Consider the following 20,235-nt stretch of genomic DNA (forward strand, 5'->3'; position numbering starts at 1 on the left):
GCCTGATAATTAGCACTTCGTATAAACATAACTGATTGAGGATACATAATGGCGACAACACAAACGATCGTAATGTTTTTAGCAACACCCTTATTAGTTACATTCATGAGTCAAGAGGCTATGGGTTTCAGCCTGAGTTTTGTAGCAAAAGGAGCGCGAGATTTATACCTTCCAACTCAGTCTGTCACTTATATGCAAGGGAATGAAGAAATAACTATCAACACCAGACTGGATCCATATAAAATAACAGAAATGCCACGTGGCGGGACGATAACTTTGCAAAATCTGTTAGAGGCTTATAGGATATCAGCTTATAATAATTCCGGTCGTACACAGATTTGGAATTTTACTAAAGCGGATAAAGACTTAAGAGGAAATGTAGAAGTATTAAACTATTATGCTTGTACTTTCAATATTCCCTGTAAATATCCAAATCTACCAAATGTAACAACACCTAATCCACCTGTTTCAACCGGAGTGGGAGCTGGGATTGAGTTGAATTACCGGCGAGGTAGAGGTGATACAACACGAGACCTTCGTTGGATTCAGTGGGTAAACACTAACCACCCGGCTCATGTGAAGCAACATGACAATAAAGTGTCAAAATACCTTGACAATGTAGGCCGTGAAAACACCCCTTTCTATCCAGGAAGTACCGAAAGATTGGCAGACAGAAGCTATAGAGAAGATCCCCTAAACGAGCATTATTGGATTGCTGAAGCTTACTTAGCTGACATAGAGACATTCAGCAGAAAAGATAAAAACCAACTAACTATTACGGAAACGAACGTTAGGATTTACAACGGAATACGGTGGGGCTGGAAAAACAAAGTAACTCGTCGTCGCAAACAGCCAGTACCGGTTCCCGTTCCCGTTCCAATTCCAACTCCAAAGCCAATCCCGTTTCCCATTCCCATCCCATCCATACCTAAGATACCCAACTTAGGTGAACCTGTCGCTAGTAGTGCTAGCGGCGGCGGTGGCATAGGCTATGTAGCAGTATCACCATCACCAACACCCAGACCAATACCATCGCCAACACCCAGACCAATACCATCACCAACACCCAGACCAATACCATCGCCAACACCTCGACCAAGCCCGTCACCAACACCTTGGACTTCGACACCTTGGACTTCGACACCTTGGACTTCGACACCCTGGACTTCAACACCTTGGACTTCAACACCTTGGACTTCGACACCTTGGACTTCGACACCTTGGACCTCATCTCCACTAGGGTCAACATCATCAACTGTCGTTGTCTCAACATCAACAACTATTACATCATCCTCACCCTTACCCAAGCCCAGTTCGCCAGCAACCCGTCCAGGTGGGCGTCCGATTCAGGCGGCTCCCCTTTCTGCGATATCAAAAGGTAATGCGACGAACTTGCGTTCAAGGTCACTTTTTGAGAGCGGTAGCAAAGCTAACACTGACTACTTAGCAGCAATCAGCAGCGACTTACTCGAAGACTCAGAACTATCATCAACTTCCAGCAATTTGAACAATGCGAAGGTAGCTGGCGTCAGTCGTGATTTACTTGAAGACTCAGAACTATCATCAACACACAGCAATCAAAACCAAGTTGATTTAGCCGACATCAGCAGCGACTTACTTGAAGACTCAGAATTATCATTAACAGACAACAATGAAAAGCAAGTAAATTTAGCTGGCGTCAGTCGTGATTTACTTGAAGACCCAGAATTATCTTCAACAGAAAACGATGAAAATAACGCAGATATAGGAAGCATTAGTGCCGATTTACTTCAAGACCCAGAACTATCTTCAGAGGATAACAATTCTAACCAAGTAGATTTAGCAGGAATCAGCGCCGACTTACTGGAAGACCCAGAACTATCGTATCTTGACGATACTCTCACCGCAACAACTCCAAAAGTCTCAGCTCAAAATACCGACGATGATGCACTCTCGGCAGAAGCCGTTCCAGAACCAACCACCGGATTAGGAACGCTATTTGCTCTAGCTATATTGCCTGTAATTAAAAGACTCACAAACCGGAAAAACCAAGAGTAATGAAAACCCTCTACACCATCCTATTTACTCTCAGTATCATCCTTGTCAACCCCTGGGGAAACAGCCGATGCTCGATAATTGCTGCCTTCACCCTCAGCATCGGAACAATTAGATGCTTTGAAAACTTATCTAGCAAGTCGCGAAGATTTGAAAGATGTTCCAGAGAGTATGTTAGAGGCAGCGCAGGGTTTGTTGGGTGGTGGCAAGAAAGTTTTCGCAGAATTCTAAGTATTAGCATCGCAAGTCAGGGCTCACTTACGTACCGATTTTCTGTAAGAGCGAAGGTCGTAAAGTAATCTCAAAGCCTTGTTAAACCGTTACAATGCGTCCAGGACAATAAGTGTTAAATAGACACAATTTCTCTCTTTGTGAAGATTGTGTCTATTTAACTTCTTCCTAACAGAAAAATCTCTAGTTAAGCCTAAGTTTCGGATACAAAGTGAATCCCAAAAAGCTCCGTATAAACCCTGTATCCATATCTAAATGTTTATGGTAATTTTAGTGCATCAGTTCAAGTGTTAGCTATCAATTCATTAATCAGGGAAATCTAATGAATAGTTATGAACTACGGTCAAAAACACCCCAGCAAAAAGAATTACTGCGACCAATCTCACTGTCCTCACCCTCTCAAGCTGACTTGCAATCAGTTTTGTATCAGTTGTAGTCGCACAATTGGGCCTCATCACACCAGGGAACTGAAGTCGGAGTTTGTGCAGGTAACAAAGAAGGAACTTGCTCTTCAAGAACGCTTACCGCCTCGTTCCAAGCTGAATTTAACTTACGGTTATCTGCCCAGCAGACGGCAGAGTATACCAGACGATTATTGGCCGTCATCTACCCGTACTTGGCCGACTCCTGCACCCAAAAAGAATGATTGTGAGCCTGTGTTGGGATATTACAAATATACTTTGGTTGAATATCCCGGAGAGTCGAGTCGGAGTTGTAGAAAGTTGTTTTGGCTGATGATAATTGGTGCGGCGGTGTGGTTCTGGTTTTTTCGCTGATGATTTGGTAATAAGTAATCGCACAGAATTAATTACATACAGCTTCTTTACGGAGGAAGGCTTGTAGCCAAAATTTTGTGTAATTAATTGTGTTCCACCACTTAAGGAACGCGATGAGGTATTTATTGCGTTTTTTAGTTTACTACTTTCCCACTAAAAACAGTATCCATTGAAAGTTTTTAGCTGCCAAAGTCAAGATTTTCTCTTAAATCTTCCTTCAGGCGTAGATAATATTACTAGGTAAAATCTGATTTCGTTCTCTGGATGCCACTCAATTCAGTAAATGTTCGGATTGTGGTGAGCTTTGATACTGTGATAATGTTTGGAAATAATCTCAGCAAACTTCTTTTAAATTAGCGTAGGCGCTACTGCCACAGTTTTTATTGTTTTCAACGTGACAATCCAGAACATCAGGATTGAAGCAAGAGGTTGGCGCTACTTTTAGTAGCTGGCTTCGTATTGCTTTGCGATTATTCAACTAATCATCACGCTAAAAAATAGCCCAGATAGCGTGTCTTGACTATTCCAGAAAATAAGACTGATGCTATGACTCCTGTAAAAATTAGTCTTCGGATTACCAATAAAATAGCTACTCCACTTCGGTTTGAACAGTCTAATACAACCTTACAAATTATGGGGCAGGATGGTAAAAAACTAAAGTGGAAAGGACGCGGTGTGGGTAATTTTGTGACCGGATATAACTGTCCGTTAGTCCCGCAAGAGCAGAGCCTTACTTTTAGTCTAGATACCCAATTATTCTGGAAGAATAACTTACTTTTTTTGGGAGGAGCCGATGGCTTTGGTGCTGTTAGGTATTTTGACGATTTGAAACCTGGTAAGTATCAAATAGGTATTGAATATTACCCCCCTATGACAGAGGGAGGCTGTGCATCTGGTCTGTTAGGAAATACCTGGAAAGGCTTGGGAGCTACGCCGTTTGTAGAGTTTAGCTATTCAAGCCTTGAACCTTAGTGACATTACCATTGTCTTTTAGGGATAAATTCAATAAAAGTTGAGTGTTTTTCAAATTAGTAGCCTAGAAGGAGTTAAAAAAATGCGATTACAAAAATATGCCTTAGTGTTTTTGACAACGAGTTTAGCGATCGGACTGACAAGTCATAAAGCAATTGCATTTTCTTTGAGTGGTGACATTAGCTCGAAAACTATAGCTTATAAAGATGCCGCTGGTCGCCCCAGTACAATTACCGTAAAAAGAGTTATCAACATGACATCTAAAGAAGCGACCAGCAATGCAGTTGAAATAGATGGTATTCGGTTGGAAATTTTAGTACCAGACCGGGTATGGCGCATACCTGAAAACCAGCCAAATGCTACTACCCCTGTTCGGATCGGTTTTCAAATTAAGAACAATACACCTTACCCCATTCGCTTTCCTCCACTCGATCCCCTAATGGTATTTCCACTAGAAATAATGGATGCTAATGGTAAGTTATTACAGCGACAAGGAGGGAGAGATATCCTCCTTAAATCTCCCCAACTGGCTTGTCCCTTAGTTCAACCACAAGAAAGTGTAACTTTTTTTCTGAAAGCGCAACTATTCTGGCAGAACAATCAGCTTCTATTCGGAGGCGCGGATGGATTGGGTGGCGGATGGAGTTTTGACAATCTTAAGCCTGGTAATTATCAAATTAGGTTGAGATATATCAGTTCTAGGGCAGTATTATTTTGTGATGAACCCCACATGGATGAATACAAATTAACACGAGGGATTTGGACAGGTCAGATGTTAACACCACTTGTGAATATCCGCCTAGTCAAGTCTTAATCTAAATAAAACTTAAGAGCCAATTTTTACTCGATTTCAGACCGAAACAGATATTTCCTAGCCCATACAAAGGAGTTGTCAACAATGAGACTATCGCAACACTGGATAATTTTATTAAGTTCGCCTTTACTGATTTTGCTCACAGGTCGAGCCAGTTTCGCATTCTCTTTCACAATGCCATCCCAAAAACCAGATTCGATATGCGCTACTCCAACATCGGTTTACTGTTCTTCAATATCCCATACGCAGCCAGGTATTGGTACTGTTACTGCCTATACGAAACCAGTCTCAGAACTCCCATTAGGCGGCACGGATGCTTTTTTGAACCTGCTAACGTCATCTGTTTGGGCAAAAAACGGTTGGACGTTTAAGAAGGCGCAACCTGTGGAGTCTTTAAAAGGTAGGTTTGATATTGGGGTTTATGCTCCTTTGATTTTACCTAATGTTGGGGCTGAAATACAAGTTCTTTATAACCCTGTTGTTGGTCAAGATCCAGTAGGAAGTAACGTCCATTTTATTCAACGGGTAGTTAGCAATCATGCTTATACCGTTACCCTACAGGGAGTCATCAAGCAACCACCGGGAACTCCTGATGATAAAATTGATACGGTACTAGAGCAAACTAAACTAGGTTTGATCGACCCTCAAAATCCCCAAAAAACAATATTTAACCCTTTTTACGACACCTATGGTCAGGTGAGAAGGTATCCAAATCAAACGATTCTTTTTGTGGATCCCTCATCTAGGGATGATATCTATTACAACGACAAAAATTGGAGTGCAGAACTTTATCTGGCTGAGGTAAAAGACCCCATTAATCACCCAAACCAAGTTACAATTTACAATGGGATTTCATGGGGTTGGACAAGTAAATTCACCCCAACTTCTAGCACTAAACCTTGTTCCAGTGCCAGCGGTGGCGGTGGGTGTGTCACTCCCGCACCATCACCCTCTCCAACCCCACGCCCAACACCCTCACCATCGCCAACCCCACGCCCAACACCAACACCAACACCATCACCAACCCCACGCCCAACACCAACACCCTCTCCAACCCCACGTCCAACACCAACACCCTCACGCCCAACACCCTCTCCAACACCTCGACCAACCCAGTCACCAACACCATCGCCAATAGTAATAGTAGTGTCGCCTGCACCGTCACCATCACCTTGGACTCCATCACCTTTGCCGACACCCTCACCTTGGACTCCATCGCCTTTGCCCACGCCCTCACCTTGGACTCCATCACCCTGGCCAACACCTGCACCTTGGGCAACATCTCCACTGGGGTCAACATCATCAACTGTCATTGTCTCAACATCAACAACGACTACATCACCCTCAACCTTTTCCAAACTCAGTTCGTCAAGTCGCGCTGCCAACACCAACGGAGTTTTTGCTAGCAATTCTGTAGAGTCACAGTTGCCTATTTCTGATACAGAAATCGATATTGCCGCAGCAAATACCAAAATTGATAGCGATACCACAGACATCGCAAATATCAGCGCCGACCTACTAGAAGACGCAGAATTATCCTCAGAGGATAGCAATTCCCTGGTCTCCAAAACTCAGAAAGTCTTATCTAAAAATACCGACGATGATGCACTCTCAGCAGAAGCCGTTCCCGAACCAACTACAGCATTAGGAACGCTATTTGCTCTCGCTGTATTGCCTGCAATTAAAAGACTCACAAACCGGAAAAGCCAAGAATAGCCAAGTCAGGGTTTAGGTTGTTGTCTGTCTGTCTGTCAACTCATTAATCAGGGAAATCAAAGGCATAGTTATGAACTACGGCAAAAAACAGTATCCATTGAAACTTTTTAGCTACAAAAGTCAAGATTTTATCTTAAATCTTCCTTGAGGCGTAGATAATATTACTAGGTAAAATTTAATTTCGTTCTCTGGATGCCACTCAATTCAGTGGTTGAATATCCCGGAGATTCGAGTGGGAGTTGGAGGAAATTATTTTGGCTGATGGTATTTGGTGCGGCGGTTTGGTTCTGGTTTTTCCGCTGATTTTCTGGTAATCCAGAGGGCGAAATTATGAAGTATTTTTTGCGGTTTTTCTTGGCTTTAGTAATTTCTGCGATCGTGGTAGTAACCTATGGAAGTATACAAGCTGTTGGCAATGAAAATTCACAAGTTGAAAAGGTAACAAACATGGCATCTAGAAAATCTAAGCGCGGCAATAACGTTAAACAAAATAGCCTTCAAACGAAAGAAAATGGCCTTCTACTTGAAATCACATGGCCAGAAAATGTGGCACTATCCATACCCGAAAACAAGCCAGGTGCTACTGCTCCATTGAGCTTTTCTGTTCGCTTTACCAATAATACACAAGCCCCTGTTCCTTTCATAGATTATGGTGCTTTAATCCCAGAGATATTCGGGTCCTCTGGTCAAGCACTGCACCGAAGAGAACCGATAAATAGGCAAGTTGCGAGCGGGGAATATCATGGCTCATTAGTTGGAGTCGGAAAGCAGACATACACCTCTCTGGAGGGAAGACTGTCTTGGCAACATAATTCACTGCAACTGATATTACATGACCCAATTTACGATGGAATTCCTATTGACCTCGATCGATCTTGGTCTTTTGATACTTTGGGACCCGGAACCTATCAGATTCGATTCATTTATGAAACTCCGACGGGGACAATATTATACCGAGATCCCGTCACTTTTATTAAGACTAGACAAGAAATTGGAACAGAAGTAACTGGTAGTCAGTTGGCAACTCCCTTAGCTAATTTTCGCCTACTTCAACCTGTTGGATTGAATAATAGTGCAGTGGAAGTAGATGGTATTCGTTTTGAAACTTTCATACCGGAGCCATTGTTAACCCTACCAAATAAGAATGACAATTCATACCAATCTGTACAGATTGGTATGCGGATTACCAACAACACACCAACCCCATTTTACTTCAGCATTTACGGCAGTTTTTACCCTTACTTGGTAATGCCAGATGGTGAGGTGAAGAGGGGAGCCTATGGTAACGACTGGATCAGAGGGCCTGAAGAATTTGACTTTCCGTTAGTCACACCTGGAAAAAGTCTGACATTTTTTCCAGATACCCACCTCTTCTGGACTAATCATCGTCAATTTTCGCTTGGTGTCTCTGACGGAGGTGGTGGCTATTGCGCTTTTGAGCAACTCAAGCCAGGTATATATCACTTCCGCTTCCAGTATTACACTACGAGCGATACCATACGGAAGAAAAATATTGCTGGGGAGTCGATTGAAACTCGGCCAATAGAAAAAGTTTGGACTGGGTGGGTGGATACTCCCTTTGTTGAATTCCACCTAATCGAGCTTTGAATCGCGAATCACTATTTCTTTTTGTTTAATTTGCCCAACACATGAAAACCACAATGCAATTCAGAAAATTTTTCTTCGTATTATCAACTAGCTCCACGATCGTGCTTTCCGGCCCATCTAGTAGTGCGTTTACTCTCACACAGAGTCCTGGACGACTCGAATCTAAGTTTGAATTGGCCAATGGAACAGGTACTACTTCTTTAATTGCACTCGATCCAGATCAGCCTTTCAACTTAAGTAAGTCTAACCCCTTCGTTAGCGAGATAAAACGAGGAGGTACAGACACCTTTCTAACAACTCTCTCAACAACTTACAACAAGGCAACAGGTTGGAGTTTTAAGAAAGGAAAAGATTTAAAAGGGAGTTTTAATGTCAGGCTTCAGTATCCATGCGGTATTGATACCGATTGCGGTTTGGGGCTAATTAACCCACCTCCAAAAGGAACCAGTAAGCAGGATCCAACAACCAAAGTTCTGGGGGGGATTGGCTCTACAATTAGTTTGAATTACGTTCCCCTAAAAGGAAGCAAAAGACAGCCGGATCCTAAAAATAGCCAAAATTTATATTGGATTCAGCGCATTACCACTAACTACCCGTATCTAGTTGGAAGTGTCGGTAATACGATAAGCTATATTGACAACATTAACATTAATAATGGGAGGAATAGGTTCACTCCATACTATGGTTTTGGTAATTCCATACTGCCAAATGGTTTATTTGAAGATCGCCATTATCGCCCCAGTAATGTCATAAATTTACTTCGAGATTATTTCTGGACTGCGGAACTTTACCTCGCTCAATCGAATCCCAAAAATGTACAAGAAGTCACGATTTATAACGGAGTCAAATGGGGTTGGAACTATCCGGAAAAGCCAAGAATAGCCAAGTCAGGGTTTAGGTTGTTGTCTGTCTGTCAACTCATTAATCAGGGAAATCAAAGGCATAGTTATGAACTACGGCAAAAAACAGTATCCATTGAAACTTTTTAGCTACAAAAGTCAAGATTTTATCTTAAATCTTCCTTCAGGCGTAGATAATATTACTAGGTAAAATCTGATTTCGTTCTCTGGATGCCACTCAATTCAGTAAAATTTCGGATTGTGGTGAGCTTTGATACTGTGATAATGTTTGGAAATAATCTCAGCAAACTTCTTTTAAATTAGCGTAGGCGCTACTGCCACAGTTTTTATTGTTTTCAACGTGACAATCCAGAACATCAGGATTGAAGCAAGAGGTTGGCGCTACTTTTAGTAGCTGGCTTCGTATTGCTTTGCGATTATTCAACTAATCATCACGCTAAAAAATAGCCCAGATTATGAAACATTTTTCCCTGTTTATATTGGCTTTAATTCTTTCTGTGACAATCGCACTAAGCTCTGTTTTACCTGGAGTTACTGCCGATAAGCAGGGGGAAATGGAGAAGCTCGCTGACAATACGCCCTCAGTAAGTCGCTACTCTATTAGTGGCTCACGAAATGGCATTGTTACTGTTAAGGATACTGTTTCTTCTGAAGTAATTCGCACTTTTCAAATGGATGAAGGAGTGGTTGTCAGGGAGACATTTCTTTTAGACGGTGGTAAGACTGTTGCTGCTTCGCAGAAAGACCATACTGTGTTTTGGGAGTTGGCGACAGGTAGAGAAATTCGCCGTTTTCCTCAGAGAATTTATGGCTTTTCCCACGATGAAACCAAGTTTTTTACTTACCAATTTCCGCAAGGGATAATATTCCTGCACAGCTATCCCAGCTTTACACTTGTCTGCAAAATTCGGAAAGGAGGCGGCGGGCCCGGTCAGTTTCGCTTTTCGCCAAACGATCGCTTTTTAAACATCCAATTTGCTACCGGATATCCCGCGAGCGATGAAAATTATCCTCACCGGAATCCGACTAGATCAGCGGTGAAGTACGCGCGACTTTTTGACATCGAAACTTGTCAGGAAATTAAAGAATTTTCTCAGCTTGATTTGCTATCTATAGGCGAGTTTTCTGCCGATTCAATTTTTTTGGTTACGCCAGAATATACGGTCGTCGATCTTAATAGTCGCCTAATTGTACGAACTTTGTGGCGTTTCAATGTCAAAACTTACCAAGTTGAAAAACTTGCTGATTAGGATTTAATACACTTTCAAACAATTAGGAGTCAAGGCTATGTCACAGCGAAATGCTAGCACAACATACATCTGTACGATCTCAATAGCTGCATTCTTTGCAACTGTTTCAAGCGGGGCAGCTCGCGCAGCACAACTGAGTTTTGATGTAATCGTCAAAAATGAAGTCCTAGGTAATATTAGCCTGGATAAAAGAACTGATCCTGTCCCAGCAGGAACCGAAGATGCAATTGTCGGTCAATTCGTTGCTACTAAAAATGACTGGAAAAATTTTCTCGGCGTCGATCATCTCAACTGGCTTCAAATAGTAACGCAAGATTCAAATCCACCCATACCTATTGACCCCCGCTTCGCCAATAACCCCCTAAAAGTCCCATATATAGATGCCCCACCATCTGGTTATCTTAGTGGATGGGCTGATCAGGAACCTTGGTACTGGAATGAATACAGAATTCCAGAAGAATTAGAACAATTTCTACCCTGGGATGAATATAGCCAGCTAGCAGTACAGAGTCAAAATAATGGTCAGGTTTTAAAATTCTCTGATGTACCGAGTGGTTATGGTAAAGCCAATCAGCTCAAATTTGAGACATTTCTGGTAGGTGATTTCGGCAACAAAACTTACGATTTTTTAACAAGTTTTTCCTGGTCAATTTCCCTCAATGGAGGCACTTCAACTATCACAGATATCCAACAAGGTGCAACATTTACCAAACAGTATGCCAACCTAGTTGAAGAACAGTTTGGGTACAAAAAGGTTGACCTACTCCCCACCTATTTATTTTCCAGTGCCTTATCTCCTGGCAAGGTTGACCCTTTTGACCTATCAGGACTTCAACCATCAGCACCTTTTGTAGCCTGGACTAATAACTTTCCCGGTATCAACCCACCCAAGAAACCAGACACAATTTTAGGAGCATTTAACCAATCGGGAAATCTGACTGCGGTGAATGACGACGGTGGGCCGTTTGGCAGCAATTGGGGTTCAGGGATTAAAAGTTCTGTAAACAATGACGGTTCTCTCAAACTCAAAGTGAGTGGCTACAACGACTTCAACTTTGATCAGCGCAATGACTTTAGTGGCGGCCCATGTAACGGCGGTAGCGGTGGTGGTGGATGTGTACGAAATGCACCACATCCTCAAGTTGGAAAATATGACTTAGCTGTCAAGATCAATCAAGATTATCTTCCTTCTCGCAGTAGCGTTTCTGCATCTTCGAGTAACGTTAGTAGGAATACAAGAACCTTAGCTGCTAGGAATATAAACCAGGAAATGTCTTTTTCCTCCATCGACGTTTCTGACATAGCAAGCCTTTACAGCGACGACTTACCAAACGAAAAAGCTTCATCCCAAAAAGCCGAGGAGGATGCCCTCGCCGCCGCAGCCGTTCCCGAACCAACCACCGGATTAGGAACTTTATTAGCCCTAGCTATACTGCCTGTAATTAAAAGATTCAAAAACCGGAAAAGTCAAGAATAGCCAAGTCAGGATTGAGGTCGTTGTCTGTCTGTCAACTCATTAATCAGGGAAATCAAAGGCATCGTTATGAACTACGGCGAAAAACATTACTGCAACAATTTTCATTGCAGTCAACCGAAAAATCTGCATTGCAATCAGTTTTGTATTACTTGTTCGAGAACCATTGGCCCGCATCCAATTTTGGATATAAGATCAGAGTTTGTAGCGGTGACAAAGAAGGAAATTGCTTCTCAAAAGCGCCTACCAGAGCGTTTTCGACCGCAATTATGCTACGGCTATCTACCCGGTAGACTGAGAGATACGCCGGAAATTTATCGAGATCCTTCCTTGTTTCATTACCAAAGTCGATCGGATTATTGGTCAAATTCTAAACCACTTCAAAACGAATTCGGGCAAGTTTTGGGATATTACAAGTATACTTTGGTTGAATATCCCGGAGAGTCGAGTGGGAGTTGGGGAAAGTTGTTTTGGCTGATGATAATTAGTGCGGCGGTTTGGTTCTGGTTTTTTCGCTGATTGTTCGGTAGCTGGGAGGGTAAAGTTATGAAGTATTTGTTCCTGTTTATCTTGGCTTTAATTCTTTGTGCAGCAATGGCACTTAGCTCTGTTTTACCTGGAATTACTGCTTATAAGCAGGAAGAAGTCGAGAGGGTAGCTGACTTAAATCGAGGCAACACCCCCTTAGCAAGTCGCTACTCTGTAAGTGGCTATCGCCAAGGTCAAGTTATGGTCAAGGATGCTACGACTGGAGAGATAATTCGTTTATTTAGAATGGATTATGGAGTAGTTGTCAGGGAGACTTTTCTGTTGGATAGTGGTAAGACTGTTGCTGCTTCCCAGAAAGACCATACTGTTTTCTGGGATTTAGAGACAGGTAGAGAAATTCGCCGTTTTCCTCAGAGAATTTATGGCTTTTCTCACGATGGAACTAAGTTTTTCACTTTAAAATCTCTAGCAGAAGGGAGTCTTTTGCTATATGCCTACCCTAGTCTGACTTCGATCTGTGAATTAATACCCGAAGCAGCCGGAGGTAATGGCATTATGGATTTTTCACTTGCTCCCAACGATCGCTTCCTTGTCGTTATGTTTGCCTCTAATTACCCAGAAAGTGATGAAAATTATCCTGGGGGAGACTCCAGTTACCGAACGACCATTAGCGTAAACCTTTTTAATCTTGAAACTTGTCAGGAGATTAAGGAGTTTGCACAAGCATTCAATCCGGGATTTAATAGAGGTGATTTTTCGCTAGATTCAAATTTTATCGTCTTAGAAAAAGCGTTTTTTCATAAACCAGGATCATCGGATTCTGGATTTGGTTCTTGGAGATTTAACTTGAGAACTCATCAAGTTGAAAAAGTCAATTAATTCAAATCATACTTTTCTCAAACATCTACCACCAAAGATCATGAATAAACTGAATCTGTGCACAAATTTCACAAATCTAGCTGGAACAACTGTATTACTTAATTATTTGTTAAGTATGCCAGCTTTGGGAGCTAATCTTAATGTTGGCGACTCTATCAATTTTGATGTTATTGTGAGAAATCAACAAATTGGAAAAGTCGATATAACTGTTGGTGAAAAAACCCAAAATCCAGATCAAGGTAGACAGGCGATTTTCGGAAAATTTGAGGTCACTAAGCAAGCAACACTAGGTCAACTTGTAAGTGACCTTAATAGTCAATATAATCTGGGATTAAATCACTTCAATTGGTTTCAAGTAGCGGAATTTACTCCAAGCATTCCTGGGATTAGGAATCCTTTTATCGATCCTATTAAAGGAGGTTTAGGTAAACAATGGGCAGATGACAGACCTTGGTATTATGATGAATATATACCTACTTCGGTGCCACCAGGAAAAGCTTTCAGCTCAAGCAATCAACTAAGTGTCAAAGGTCCTAATACAAGTCAAGACCTTAGTTATTTAGATTCTCCTATCGATCGAGTAATACCAAACACAAGTTTTAAATTTCACACATTCCTCATTGGTGACTTTGGGAATAAAACTTATGACACACTCGGCGGTTTTGAGTGGTCAGCAGAAATGCAAAATGGACTTACTCAAATCACTTCTCTCAAGGCAGGAACAACATTTACTAACCAGTATGCCAATCTGATCGACCAACAGTTTGGGTACAAAAAGGTAGAAAAACTTCCTACTTATTTGTACTCCCGTACCCTATCCCCAGGCAAGGTTGACTCTTTTACAGAATCAGGACTTCAAGCATCAGCACCTTTTATAGCCTGGACTAATAACTTTCCCGGTGTCAACCCACCTAAAAAACCCGACACAATTTTAGGAGCATTTGACCAGTTTGGAAAGCTGAAGACAGTTAATGATGACGGCGGGCCTTTTGGCAGCAATTGGGGTTCAGGAATTAGAAGTGCTGTCAACAGTGACGGTTCTCTCAAACTCAAAGTAACAGGCTACAAAGACTTCAATTTCGATGGACTTAATGACTCCAGCGGTGGGCCTTGTAATGGCGGTAGCGGTGGCGGTGGCTGCGTATCTAATTCACCGCACCCTCAAGCAGGAAAATACGATTTGGCTGTCAAATTGTATCAAGACTATCTTCCTCTTTCCCCAAATAGCGTTGTGGCATCTACTAACACTGTTAGCAGGAATGCTAGGACGTTTGCTGCTAACAGTGTTAGCGGGGATGAGTCATCTCTTGTCAGCGATGCTGTCTATGCAGCAACTCTTTTAAGTGATGTACAACCAGCCAAAAAAGAGTCTTCGATAAATGGTAACAACCCTAATGACGATGCCCTCCCCGCCGAAGCCGTTCCCGAACCCACAACCGGATTAGGTGCTTTCTTAGCACTCGGTGGATTAGGTCTACTCAAAAAAATCAAGAATCGGAAAACCAAAGAGTAATGAAAACCTTCTACACCCTGTTATATGCCCTCAGCATCATCCTCATCAATCCCTGGGGAAACAGCCGGGGCATCATCTGGACTTCTCCCAAGGTGTTCGTTATTTGGCTAATAGTAGGAGTCAATCTCGCTCTATTATGGGAACAAAGAAAAGCCATAAGCATTTCCAGACAATGGAAAATATCGCTAATACTTTGGACAATATTTCTCTCAATCGGAGCTATCTCGACTCTACAAAGTCCTTTTCCTTTAACCTCTTTCTTCGGTCAAGACCAAATGGGAGACGGTTGGCTCTACTGGTTGTTAATCGCTGCCTTCACTCTCAGCAACAGCTTGCTCTTAACCGTACACCCGCAACTGATTAATTCCCAATTCCAAGGACTGCTAATTGGCGGCATTATTCTTTCTCTTAGTATCTTCCCCCAAATCATTGACTGGCGGATCGACTATACGGCGACAATGGGGCAAATTATCAGAGCTGATGTTAATGCCAGCAGTATATTTCAAGGACAGCAACCCATCGGATTCTATTCCCACAGAGGTCACGCAGCTATAGTTTTAGCATTAATAATAATCACTGCTCTTGTCGGTTGGTTTAGGAGATTTATCACAACTAAATTAACTGTAATTACTTTAATTTTAACTGTTCCGGCACTGCTGCTAACTTCTACCCGAAGTGCTATTTTAGCATTGATAGTTGCCAGTGTCTATTTGCTGAGAGGCAAATATTACAAAATCCTTGTAGGTATTGTTCCGATCGCCATAATCGCTATTGGCATCATGACTGTCACCAGGCCGCCTTATTGGAGTAAACCGACGATCGCCCAAATCATGTCTAGCCGATCGCCTATGTGGACACTCTCAGCCCGTGGTATCAAAAAACGCCCGCTCTTTGGATGGGGATTTGACGGTTTCGGCATTGCCTATCCCTACATCCGAAATCCTCAAGTAACTCCGATCGTTGTAAATTTAGATGAGTTTACTTACGACTATATTAACATAAAACGTGAAATCAGCACTAGAGAAATTTCTACTTACAAAGCTCACAATTGGATGCTGGATACAACGCTATCTGTGGGCATTTTCGGGCTGGTTGCTGGCATTGCACTTTGGGGATATTATGTATGTTTAGCGCTGAATTATTTTCGGGGCGGTATTGAAGCTGTTGCTATTGCTTATCTAATTTTTACTTTCACTTGGTTCGACTGCGCTCAATACGCACACATTGCCTGGTGGATGATGAGTTTCGCTGGAGTTGAATCTGCTTATTTTACTCGTTTTTCTCGTTGGCGATCGCAGTCTGAGCAATTAGCAATTACCAGTCTTATATTTCCTGCATCAACCGCAAACAATTCTGCCAGATCTGCATCATATACACCGTAACCTTTGGATAGATTTAGTCTGATTCATTTTTCATCATGTGCGATCGATACCTAGTCCTCTCTTATTGATGCTGGTAGTGTTGACAAGGTTCTCATTTTATGCTAAGTTGGGGTTACTGGTGACATTCTAAAAATTCCTTCTAATTCAATGGTGAACCTTAAATAAGTTTAACTAAGTCTTGTATAATAGTAGATAATCTCATAAATAAATATTGTCCGGTAGCACCAATTTGAAGTAAAAAAGATGTGCATAGCTTTTATTATGCAGCTATAAGCCCCCCAAAAGAGCGCTAGCCATGACACAACAGAACCCGCGGGAACTTCTCAAGCAGGGCGATCCACAAGCCATCGCATCTAGCATCAACCGTACACTCAAACCCAAAGGCATCAACGCCGGAGTGACGCGGGACAACGGCTGCCTCCACATAACTCTGGAGTCAGGCAAAGTACCGGATCAAATGGTATTGGTGGATTTCATCCGCACTGGGATGACGAAGTTGGGACTAGAATCTATTCACACTGTAAAAGTTTACGGGCGTAGAATCGGTGACAGCTCGCCGACATGGGAAGACGAAATAGAGCTAATGCCGGAGTCGCCAATGCTTTATGAACATGAGACTTCTATGCCTCACGACTCCGTAGGTTTGGATGATGTCGAACCCGAAAGTGAAGACTATTATCAAGACGAAGAGTTCGATCGAGACGAAGACGACGAGGTAGAAGACGAGGTAGAGGAAACTCCCCCTCCCAAAAAGCAATTCCCCAAATGGGCAATACCTGTAGGGATATTAGTACCCGTGATGGCCCTGGCTGGGCTGTTCTTTACAGGAAATCTACCATTTTTGAGAGGTTCTACCTCCGAACCAACCTCCCCAGAAGTTGCTTCGCCATCCCCAACAGCTACCTCTAGTGCACCCAAACCAGCCTCACCCTCTCCCAGCGCCTCTGACGGTGAGAAACCAGCAGCATCTCCAGCCCCCACAGCCATTCCCAATGCTGCTGCGAAGCCAGCAAGCCCAGCTCCGCTAGGAGCATCTCCTGCACCCACAGCAGCCTCTGGTACGCCCAAGGCATCTCCTGCGCCCACAGCAGCCTCTGGTACGCCCAAGGCATCTCCTGCGCCCACAGCAGCCTCTGGTACGCCCAAGGCATCTCCTGCACCCGCAGCAGCCTCTGGTACACCCAAGGCATCTCCTGCACCCGCAGCAGCCTCTGGTACACCCAAGGCATCTCCTGCACCCACAGCAGCCTCTGGTACACCCAAGGCATCTCCTGCACCCACAGCAGCCTCTGGTACGCCCAAGGCAGCCTCTGGCACGCCTAAGTCTGACCCTTGGAGGGAAGCCGTTAATCAGGCTCAGAGTGCAGCAATTCTGGCGCAAACCGCTCAGTCTCAAACTGAGTGGATCGCCGTAGCCAACCAGTGGCAGAAAGCTGTCGATCTAATGAATGTGGTGCCCACAACTAGCCCCAATCATCAAAAGGCTCAGCAAAAAGCAGCAGAGTACAAGTCAAATCTGGTAGTTGCTAACCGCAGGGCTGCGGCAGCGCCTTAGAAGCTTGGAGTTTTGAGTTTTGAACTGCCTTGGACTAATTTCGGTTAATAATAATTCCGATGCTACCGGATTTGATATCACATCATCTTCGGTAGCTTAGTTGTTAGATTTACCAAAAAGTTGGGTCTAAAGCCCCGTCCTTATAGGACGGCTTTAATTATAAAAAGTGTAGAGACTTGTTAAGTATACAGACTTATGGGTAAAAATTTTAGCAAAAGTGATAAACTATTCTAATGATAGTTTTAGAGTTTAAGTTGAAGGGCAAAGCGAAACAGTATCGAATCATCGACGACATGATTCGGACGGCTCAATTTGTCCGAAACAAAACTCTAAGGTATTGGATAGACAATCAGGGAATTAAGTTAGTAGACCTGTACAAACAATGCGCCGTTGTGGCGAAAGAATTTGAATGGGCGGGCAAACTTAACTCAACAGCACGCCAAGCTTCGGCGGAACGTGCTATTTTTGCTATCCAACGTTTCTTCGCCAATTGCAAAGCCAAGAAGCCCGGAAAAAAGGGCTACCCGCAGTTCAAAAAGCACAGTCGTTCTGTAGAATACAAGACATCAGGATGGAAGCTTTCTGTCGACAAAAGATGCCTGACTTTCACAGACGGCTTTGCCGCTGGAACCTTTAGATTGCTCGGCAGTAGAGATTTGCATTTCTATGCGCCCGATGAGATTAAGCGAATCAGGGTAGTTCGTCGTGCTGACGGCTACTATGCCCAATTCTGCATCAATGTGGAACGTACAGAGAAGGTTGTGCTCACGGGTAAAGCTATTGGTATAGATGTGGGATTAAACCACTTCTATACTAACAGCGACGGTGAAACAGTTCCTAATCCTCGGTATCTCCGTAAAAGCGAAAAATCTCTGAAGAGATTGCATTCGCGAGTTTCTCGGAAAAAGAAAGGCTCCAAAAGCCGGAAAAAGGCAATCAACAAGTTAGGAAGAAAGCACCTAAAGGTTAGTCGGCAGCGCAAAGACTTCGCCATTAAGACGGCGTTGTGTGTAGTGAAATCTAAGGATTTTGTAGCCTACGAAGACCTTCAAGTGCGTAACATGGTTAAGAATCATAAACTCGCCAAGTCGATTAGTGATGCTGCGTGGTCACAATTTGCTCAATGGTTGGAGTATTTTGGAAAAGTGTACAGCAAAACAGTTATCGCTGTTCCACCACAATACACATCACAGAAATGTTCAAACTGTGGCGATATTGTTAAGAAAACTTTGTCAACCCGAACACATATTTGTGGTTGCGGAACGATACTAGATCGTGACCACAACGCCGCTTTGAATGTTTTAGCGAAGGGGCTAAAGCAAACAGGAATTATTTTAAATACGGTGGGACACACCGGAATTCACGCTGGGGGACAGACCGATCTCTACTCGCTGATGGCGACATCAACGAGCAAATCAACTGGATGATCCAAGAATCCCCTCGCCTTAAGGCAGGGGAGTGTCAATTTGAAAGCATAACCAAACTCAAAAAAAATAAGTTTTATTACATTTTTTATTCAAATAAGATAGATGTGAGATAAATAGTTCTGAGAAATACAAAAGATCTTTTATGGCTCAAACAATGATTTTACCAGGCACTTACGTTGAAGTGCGCCCGGAAGGCTTAATTGCGCCCAGTGGAGTTGCTACAGGGAATATTGGTATTGTTGGTACTGCCAGTCAGGGTACTGAGAATGAAGTAACATTACTCAGTAGTCTTTCGGAAGCTAAAGAAATTTTTGGTCAGAGCAATGAATGGCAAGGGGGAGATCGAGACGAACTAACTTTAGTTCGCGCCTTGGAATTGATTTATAAAAATGGCGGACAGACGGTTTATGCAGTGCGAACTTCGGGAGCAACCACTGATGCTTATCAAGAAAGTTTAGCACTATTAGAAAACAAAATTGTCAATATAGTTGTCCTAGCGGGGCAAGATGCTAACCAAGCTGGGATGGTAGATGCCCTCAAAGGACATTTGAACACTACGGCCGAAATTAAACGCGAAAGAATTGGAATTATTGGTAGTGGGTTTAAAAACGGTAAAGACGATTTCGAGCAAATTAGCGGCCACAATCTCAGCGACGATCAAGGTCGGCTGATCTTTACAGCACCCGGAATTTTGTTAACGGCTAAAGGCAAGCAACACAAACTTCCTGGGGGTTATTTAGCGGCTGCTATAGCTGGCTTAATTGCTTCTTTGAACGTGCAAGCTAGCCCCACTAATAAAACTCTGAGTATTGAAGGGATCACCACTGAGTTTAACAATGCTCAGCTAAAAGAACTGGTGCAAAAAAAAGTCTTGACGGTGGAAGCCCGCAGTGGATATCGAATCGTCAAAGGCATCACCACAGCCGATAGTCCTTGGAATCAAATCACCACGCGCCGCATTGTTGACTATGCAATTTATGGAGTGCGCTCCTCTTGCGATCCTTATATTGGCAAGCTGAATAACGATCGCGTGCGAGGAGCAATGAAAGCTACCTTGGATGCGTTTCTTACCAGTATGGTAGACAGCGAATCTCTGGTAAGTTATCAACTGGAAGTTTCGGCTACTCGCCGACAAGAAATTGCTGGGGAAGTTGCCGTGAAAATGATTCTGCAACCGACGTTCAGTATTGATTTTATTCAAGTGACAATGTATCTAGGATAAATCAAGGATACATCGATCGCAAAAACGGGAATT

17 protein-coding genes are annotated in these 20,235 nt (G+C 43.0%); all 17 read left to right on the forward strand.

Annotated features, from left to right (window positions below):
- Window positions 1-48: 48 nt before the first annotated feature.
- The gene (locus P2A85_RS15890) at window positions 49-2,037 is read left to right on the forward strand and encodes a hypothetical protein (RefSeq protein WP_377473702.1); all 1,989 of its coding nucleotides are present in this window, start codon (window positions 49-51) and stop codon (window positions 2,035-2,037) included.
- 78 nt (window positions 2,038-2,115) lie between these two features.
- Window positions 2,116-2,265, forward strand: coding sequence for a hypothetical protein (locus P2A85_RS15895; RefSeq protein WP_377473704.1), 150 nt, complete (start codon window positions 2,116-2,118; stop codon window positions 2,263-2,265).
- A gap of 332 nt (window positions 2,266-2,597) precedes the next feature.
- A complete protein-coding gene (locus tag P2A85_RS15900; protein WP_377473706.1) occupies window positions 2,598-3,041 on the forward strand; it encodes a hypothetical protein in 444 nt (147 codons plus the stop codon).
- A gap of 516 nt (window positions 3,042-3,557) precedes the next feature.
- Complete coding sequence (locus P2A85_RS15905) at window positions 3,558-4,013, forward strand: hypothetical protein (protein WP_377473708.1); 456 nt, start codon at window positions 3,558-3,560, stop codon at window positions 4,011-4,013.
- Window positions 4,014-4,095: 82 nt separating this feature from the next.
- Entirely contained in the window at window positions 4,096-4,827 is a 732-nt protein-coding gene (locus tag P2A85_RS15910) for a hypothetical protein (protein WP_377473710.1), read from the forward strand.
- A gap of 84 nt (window positions 4,828-4,911) precedes the next feature.
- Complete coding sequence (locus tag P2A85_RS15915; RefSeq protein ID WP_377473712.1) at window positions 4,912-6,543, forward strand: hypothetical protein; 1,632 nt, start codon at window positions 4,912-4,914, stop codon at window positions 6,541-6,543.
- Window positions 6,544-6,873: 330 nt separating this feature from the next.
- Window positions 6,874-8,151, forward strand: a complete 1,278-nt coding sequence (locus tag P2A85_RS15920) for a hypothetical protein (protein WP_377473714.1) — start codon at window positions 6,874-6,876, stop codon at window positions 8,149-8,151.
- A gap of 53 nt (window positions 8,152-8,204) precedes the next feature.
- On the forward strand, window positions 8,205-9,140 hold the full coding sequence (locus tag P2A85_RS15925) for a hypothetical protein (RefSeq protein ID WP_377473716.1): 936 nt from the start codon (window positions 8,205-8,207) through the stop codon (window positions 9,138-9,140).
- Between the two features lie 326 nt (window positions 9,141-9,466).
- Window positions 9,467-10,261 (forward strand): WD40 repeat domain-containing protein, encoded by a 795-nt coding sequence (locus tag P2A85_RS15930; protein WP_377473718.1) that lies wholly within the window; start codon window positions 9,467-9,469, stop codon window positions 10,259-10,261.
- A gap of 37 nt (window positions 10,262-10,298) precedes the next feature.
- The gene (locus tag P2A85_RS15935; protein ID WP_377473720.1) at window positions 10,299-11,738 is read left to right on the forward strand and encodes a hypothetical protein; all 1,440 of its coding nucleotides are present in this window, start codon (window positions 10,299-10,301) and stop codon (window positions 11,736-11,738) included.
- Window positions 11,739-11,918: 180 nt separating this feature from the next.
- Window positions 11,919-12,254, forward strand: coding sequence for a hypothetical protein (locus tag P2A85_RS15940; protein WP_377473722.1), 336 nt, complete (start codon window positions 11,919-11,921; stop codon window positions 12,252-12,254).
- Between the two features lie 27 nt (window positions 12,255-12,281).
- Entirely contained in the window at window positions 12,282-13,103 is an 822-nt protein-coding gene (locus P2A85_RS15945; RefSeq protein ID WP_377473724.1) for a WD40 repeat domain-containing protein, read from the forward strand.
- Window positions 13,104-13,143: 40 nt separating this feature from the next.
- Window positions 13,144-14,616: a PEP-CTERM sorting domain-containing protein gene (locus tag P2A85_RS15950; protein WP_377473726.1), complete on the forward strand. Its 1,473-nt coding sequence runs from the start codon at window positions 13,144-13,146 to the stop codon at window positions 14,614-14,616.
- Window positions 14,616-15,998, forward strand: coding sequence for an O-antigen ligase family protein (locus tag P2A85_RS15955; RefSeq protein ID WP_377473728.1), 1,383 nt, complete (start codon window positions 14,616-14,618; stop codon window positions 15,996-15,998). Before P2A85_RS15950 ends, P2A85_RS15955 begins: the two co-directional genes overlap by 1 nt.
- Window positions 15,999-16,293: 295 nt before the next feature.
- Window positions 16,294-17,553: a hypothetical protein gene (locus P2A85_RS15960; protein WP_377473730.1), complete on the forward strand. Its 1,260-nt coding sequence runs from the start codon at window positions 16,294-16,296 to the stop codon at window positions 17,551-17,553.
- Window positions 17,554-17,786: 233 nt separating this feature from the next.
- A complete protein-coding gene (locus P2A85_RS15965) occupies window positions 17,787-18,980 on the forward strand; it encodes an RNA-guided endonuclease InsQ/TnpB family protein (protein WP_377473732.1) in 1,194 nt (397 codons plus the stop codon).
- A gap of 142 nt (window positions 18,981-19,122) precedes the next feature.
- Window positions 19,123-20,202: a phage tail sheath C-terminal domain-containing protein gene (locus tag P2A85_RS15970; RefSeq protein ID WP_377473734.1), complete on the forward strand. Its 1,080-nt coding sequence runs from the start codon at window positions 19,123-19,125 to the stop codon at window positions 20,200-20,202.
- Window positions 20,203-20,235: the final 33 nt, after the last annotated feature.

Origin of the sequence: Microcoleus anatoxicus, from assembly GCF_042465725.1 — a bacterium.
Taxonomy (GTDB): Bacteria; Cyanobacteriota; Cyanobacteriia; order Cyanobacteriales; family Microcoleaceae; genus Microcoleus; species Microcoleus anatoxicus.

Bases quoted from the DNA above. Each gene is read 5' to 3' on its own strand.
- P2A85_RS15965 (WP_377473732.1), top strand. From the start codon at position 17,787: ATGATAGTTTTAGAGTTTAAGTTGAAGGGCAAAGCGAAACAGTATCGA.
- P2A85_RS15925 (WP_377473716.1), top strand. From the start codon at position 8,205: ATGCAATTCAGAAAATTTTTCTTCGTATTATCAACTAGCTCCACGATC.
- P2A85_RS15900 (WP_377473706.1), top strand. From the start codon at position 2,598: ATGAACTACGGTCAAAAACACCCCAGCAAAAAGAATTACTGCGACCAA.
- P2A85_RS15955 (WP_377473728.1), top strand. From the start codon at position 14,616: ATGAAAACCTTCTACACCCTGTTATATGCCCTCAGCATCATCCTCATC.
- P2A85_RS15930 (WP_377473718.1), top strand. From the start codon at position 9,467: ATGAAACATTTTTCCCTGTTTATATTGGCTTTAATTCTTTCTGTGACA.
- P2A85_RS15950 (WP_377473726.1), top strand. From the start codon at position 13,144: ATGAATAAACTGAATCTGTGCACAAATTTCACAAATCTAGCTGGAACA.
- P2A85_RS15970 (WP_377473734.1), top strand. From the start codon at position 19,123: ATGGCTCAAACAATGATTTTACCAGGCACTTACGTTGAAGTGCGCCCG.
- P2A85_RS15915 (WP_377473712.1), top strand. From the start codon at position 4,912: ATGAGACTATCGCAACACTGGATAATTTTATTAAGTTCGCCTTTACTG.
- P2A85_RS15920 (WP_377473714.1), top strand. From the start codon at position 6,874: ATGAAGTATTTTTTGCGGTTTTTCTTGGCTTTAGTAATTTCTGCGATC.
- P2A85_RS15935 (WP_377473720.1), top strand. From the start codon at position 10,299: ATGTCACAGCGAAATGCTAGCACAACATACATCTGTACGATCTCAATA.
- P2A85_RS15960 (WP_377473730.1), top strand. From the start codon at position 16,294: ATGACACAACAGAACCCGCGGGAACTTCTCAAGCAGGGCGATCCACAA.
- P2A85_RS15910 (WP_377473710.1), top strand. From the start codon at position 4,096: ATGCGATTACAAAAATATGCCTTAGTGTTTTTGACAACGAGTTTAGCG.
- P2A85_RS15890 (WP_377473702.1), top strand. From the start codon at position 49: ATGGCGACAACACAAACGATCGTAATGTTTTTAGCAACACCCTTATTA.
- P2A85_RS15945 (WP_377473724.1), top strand. From the start codon at position 12,282: ATGAAGTATTTGTTCCTGTTTATCTTGGCTTTAATTCTTTGTGCAGCA.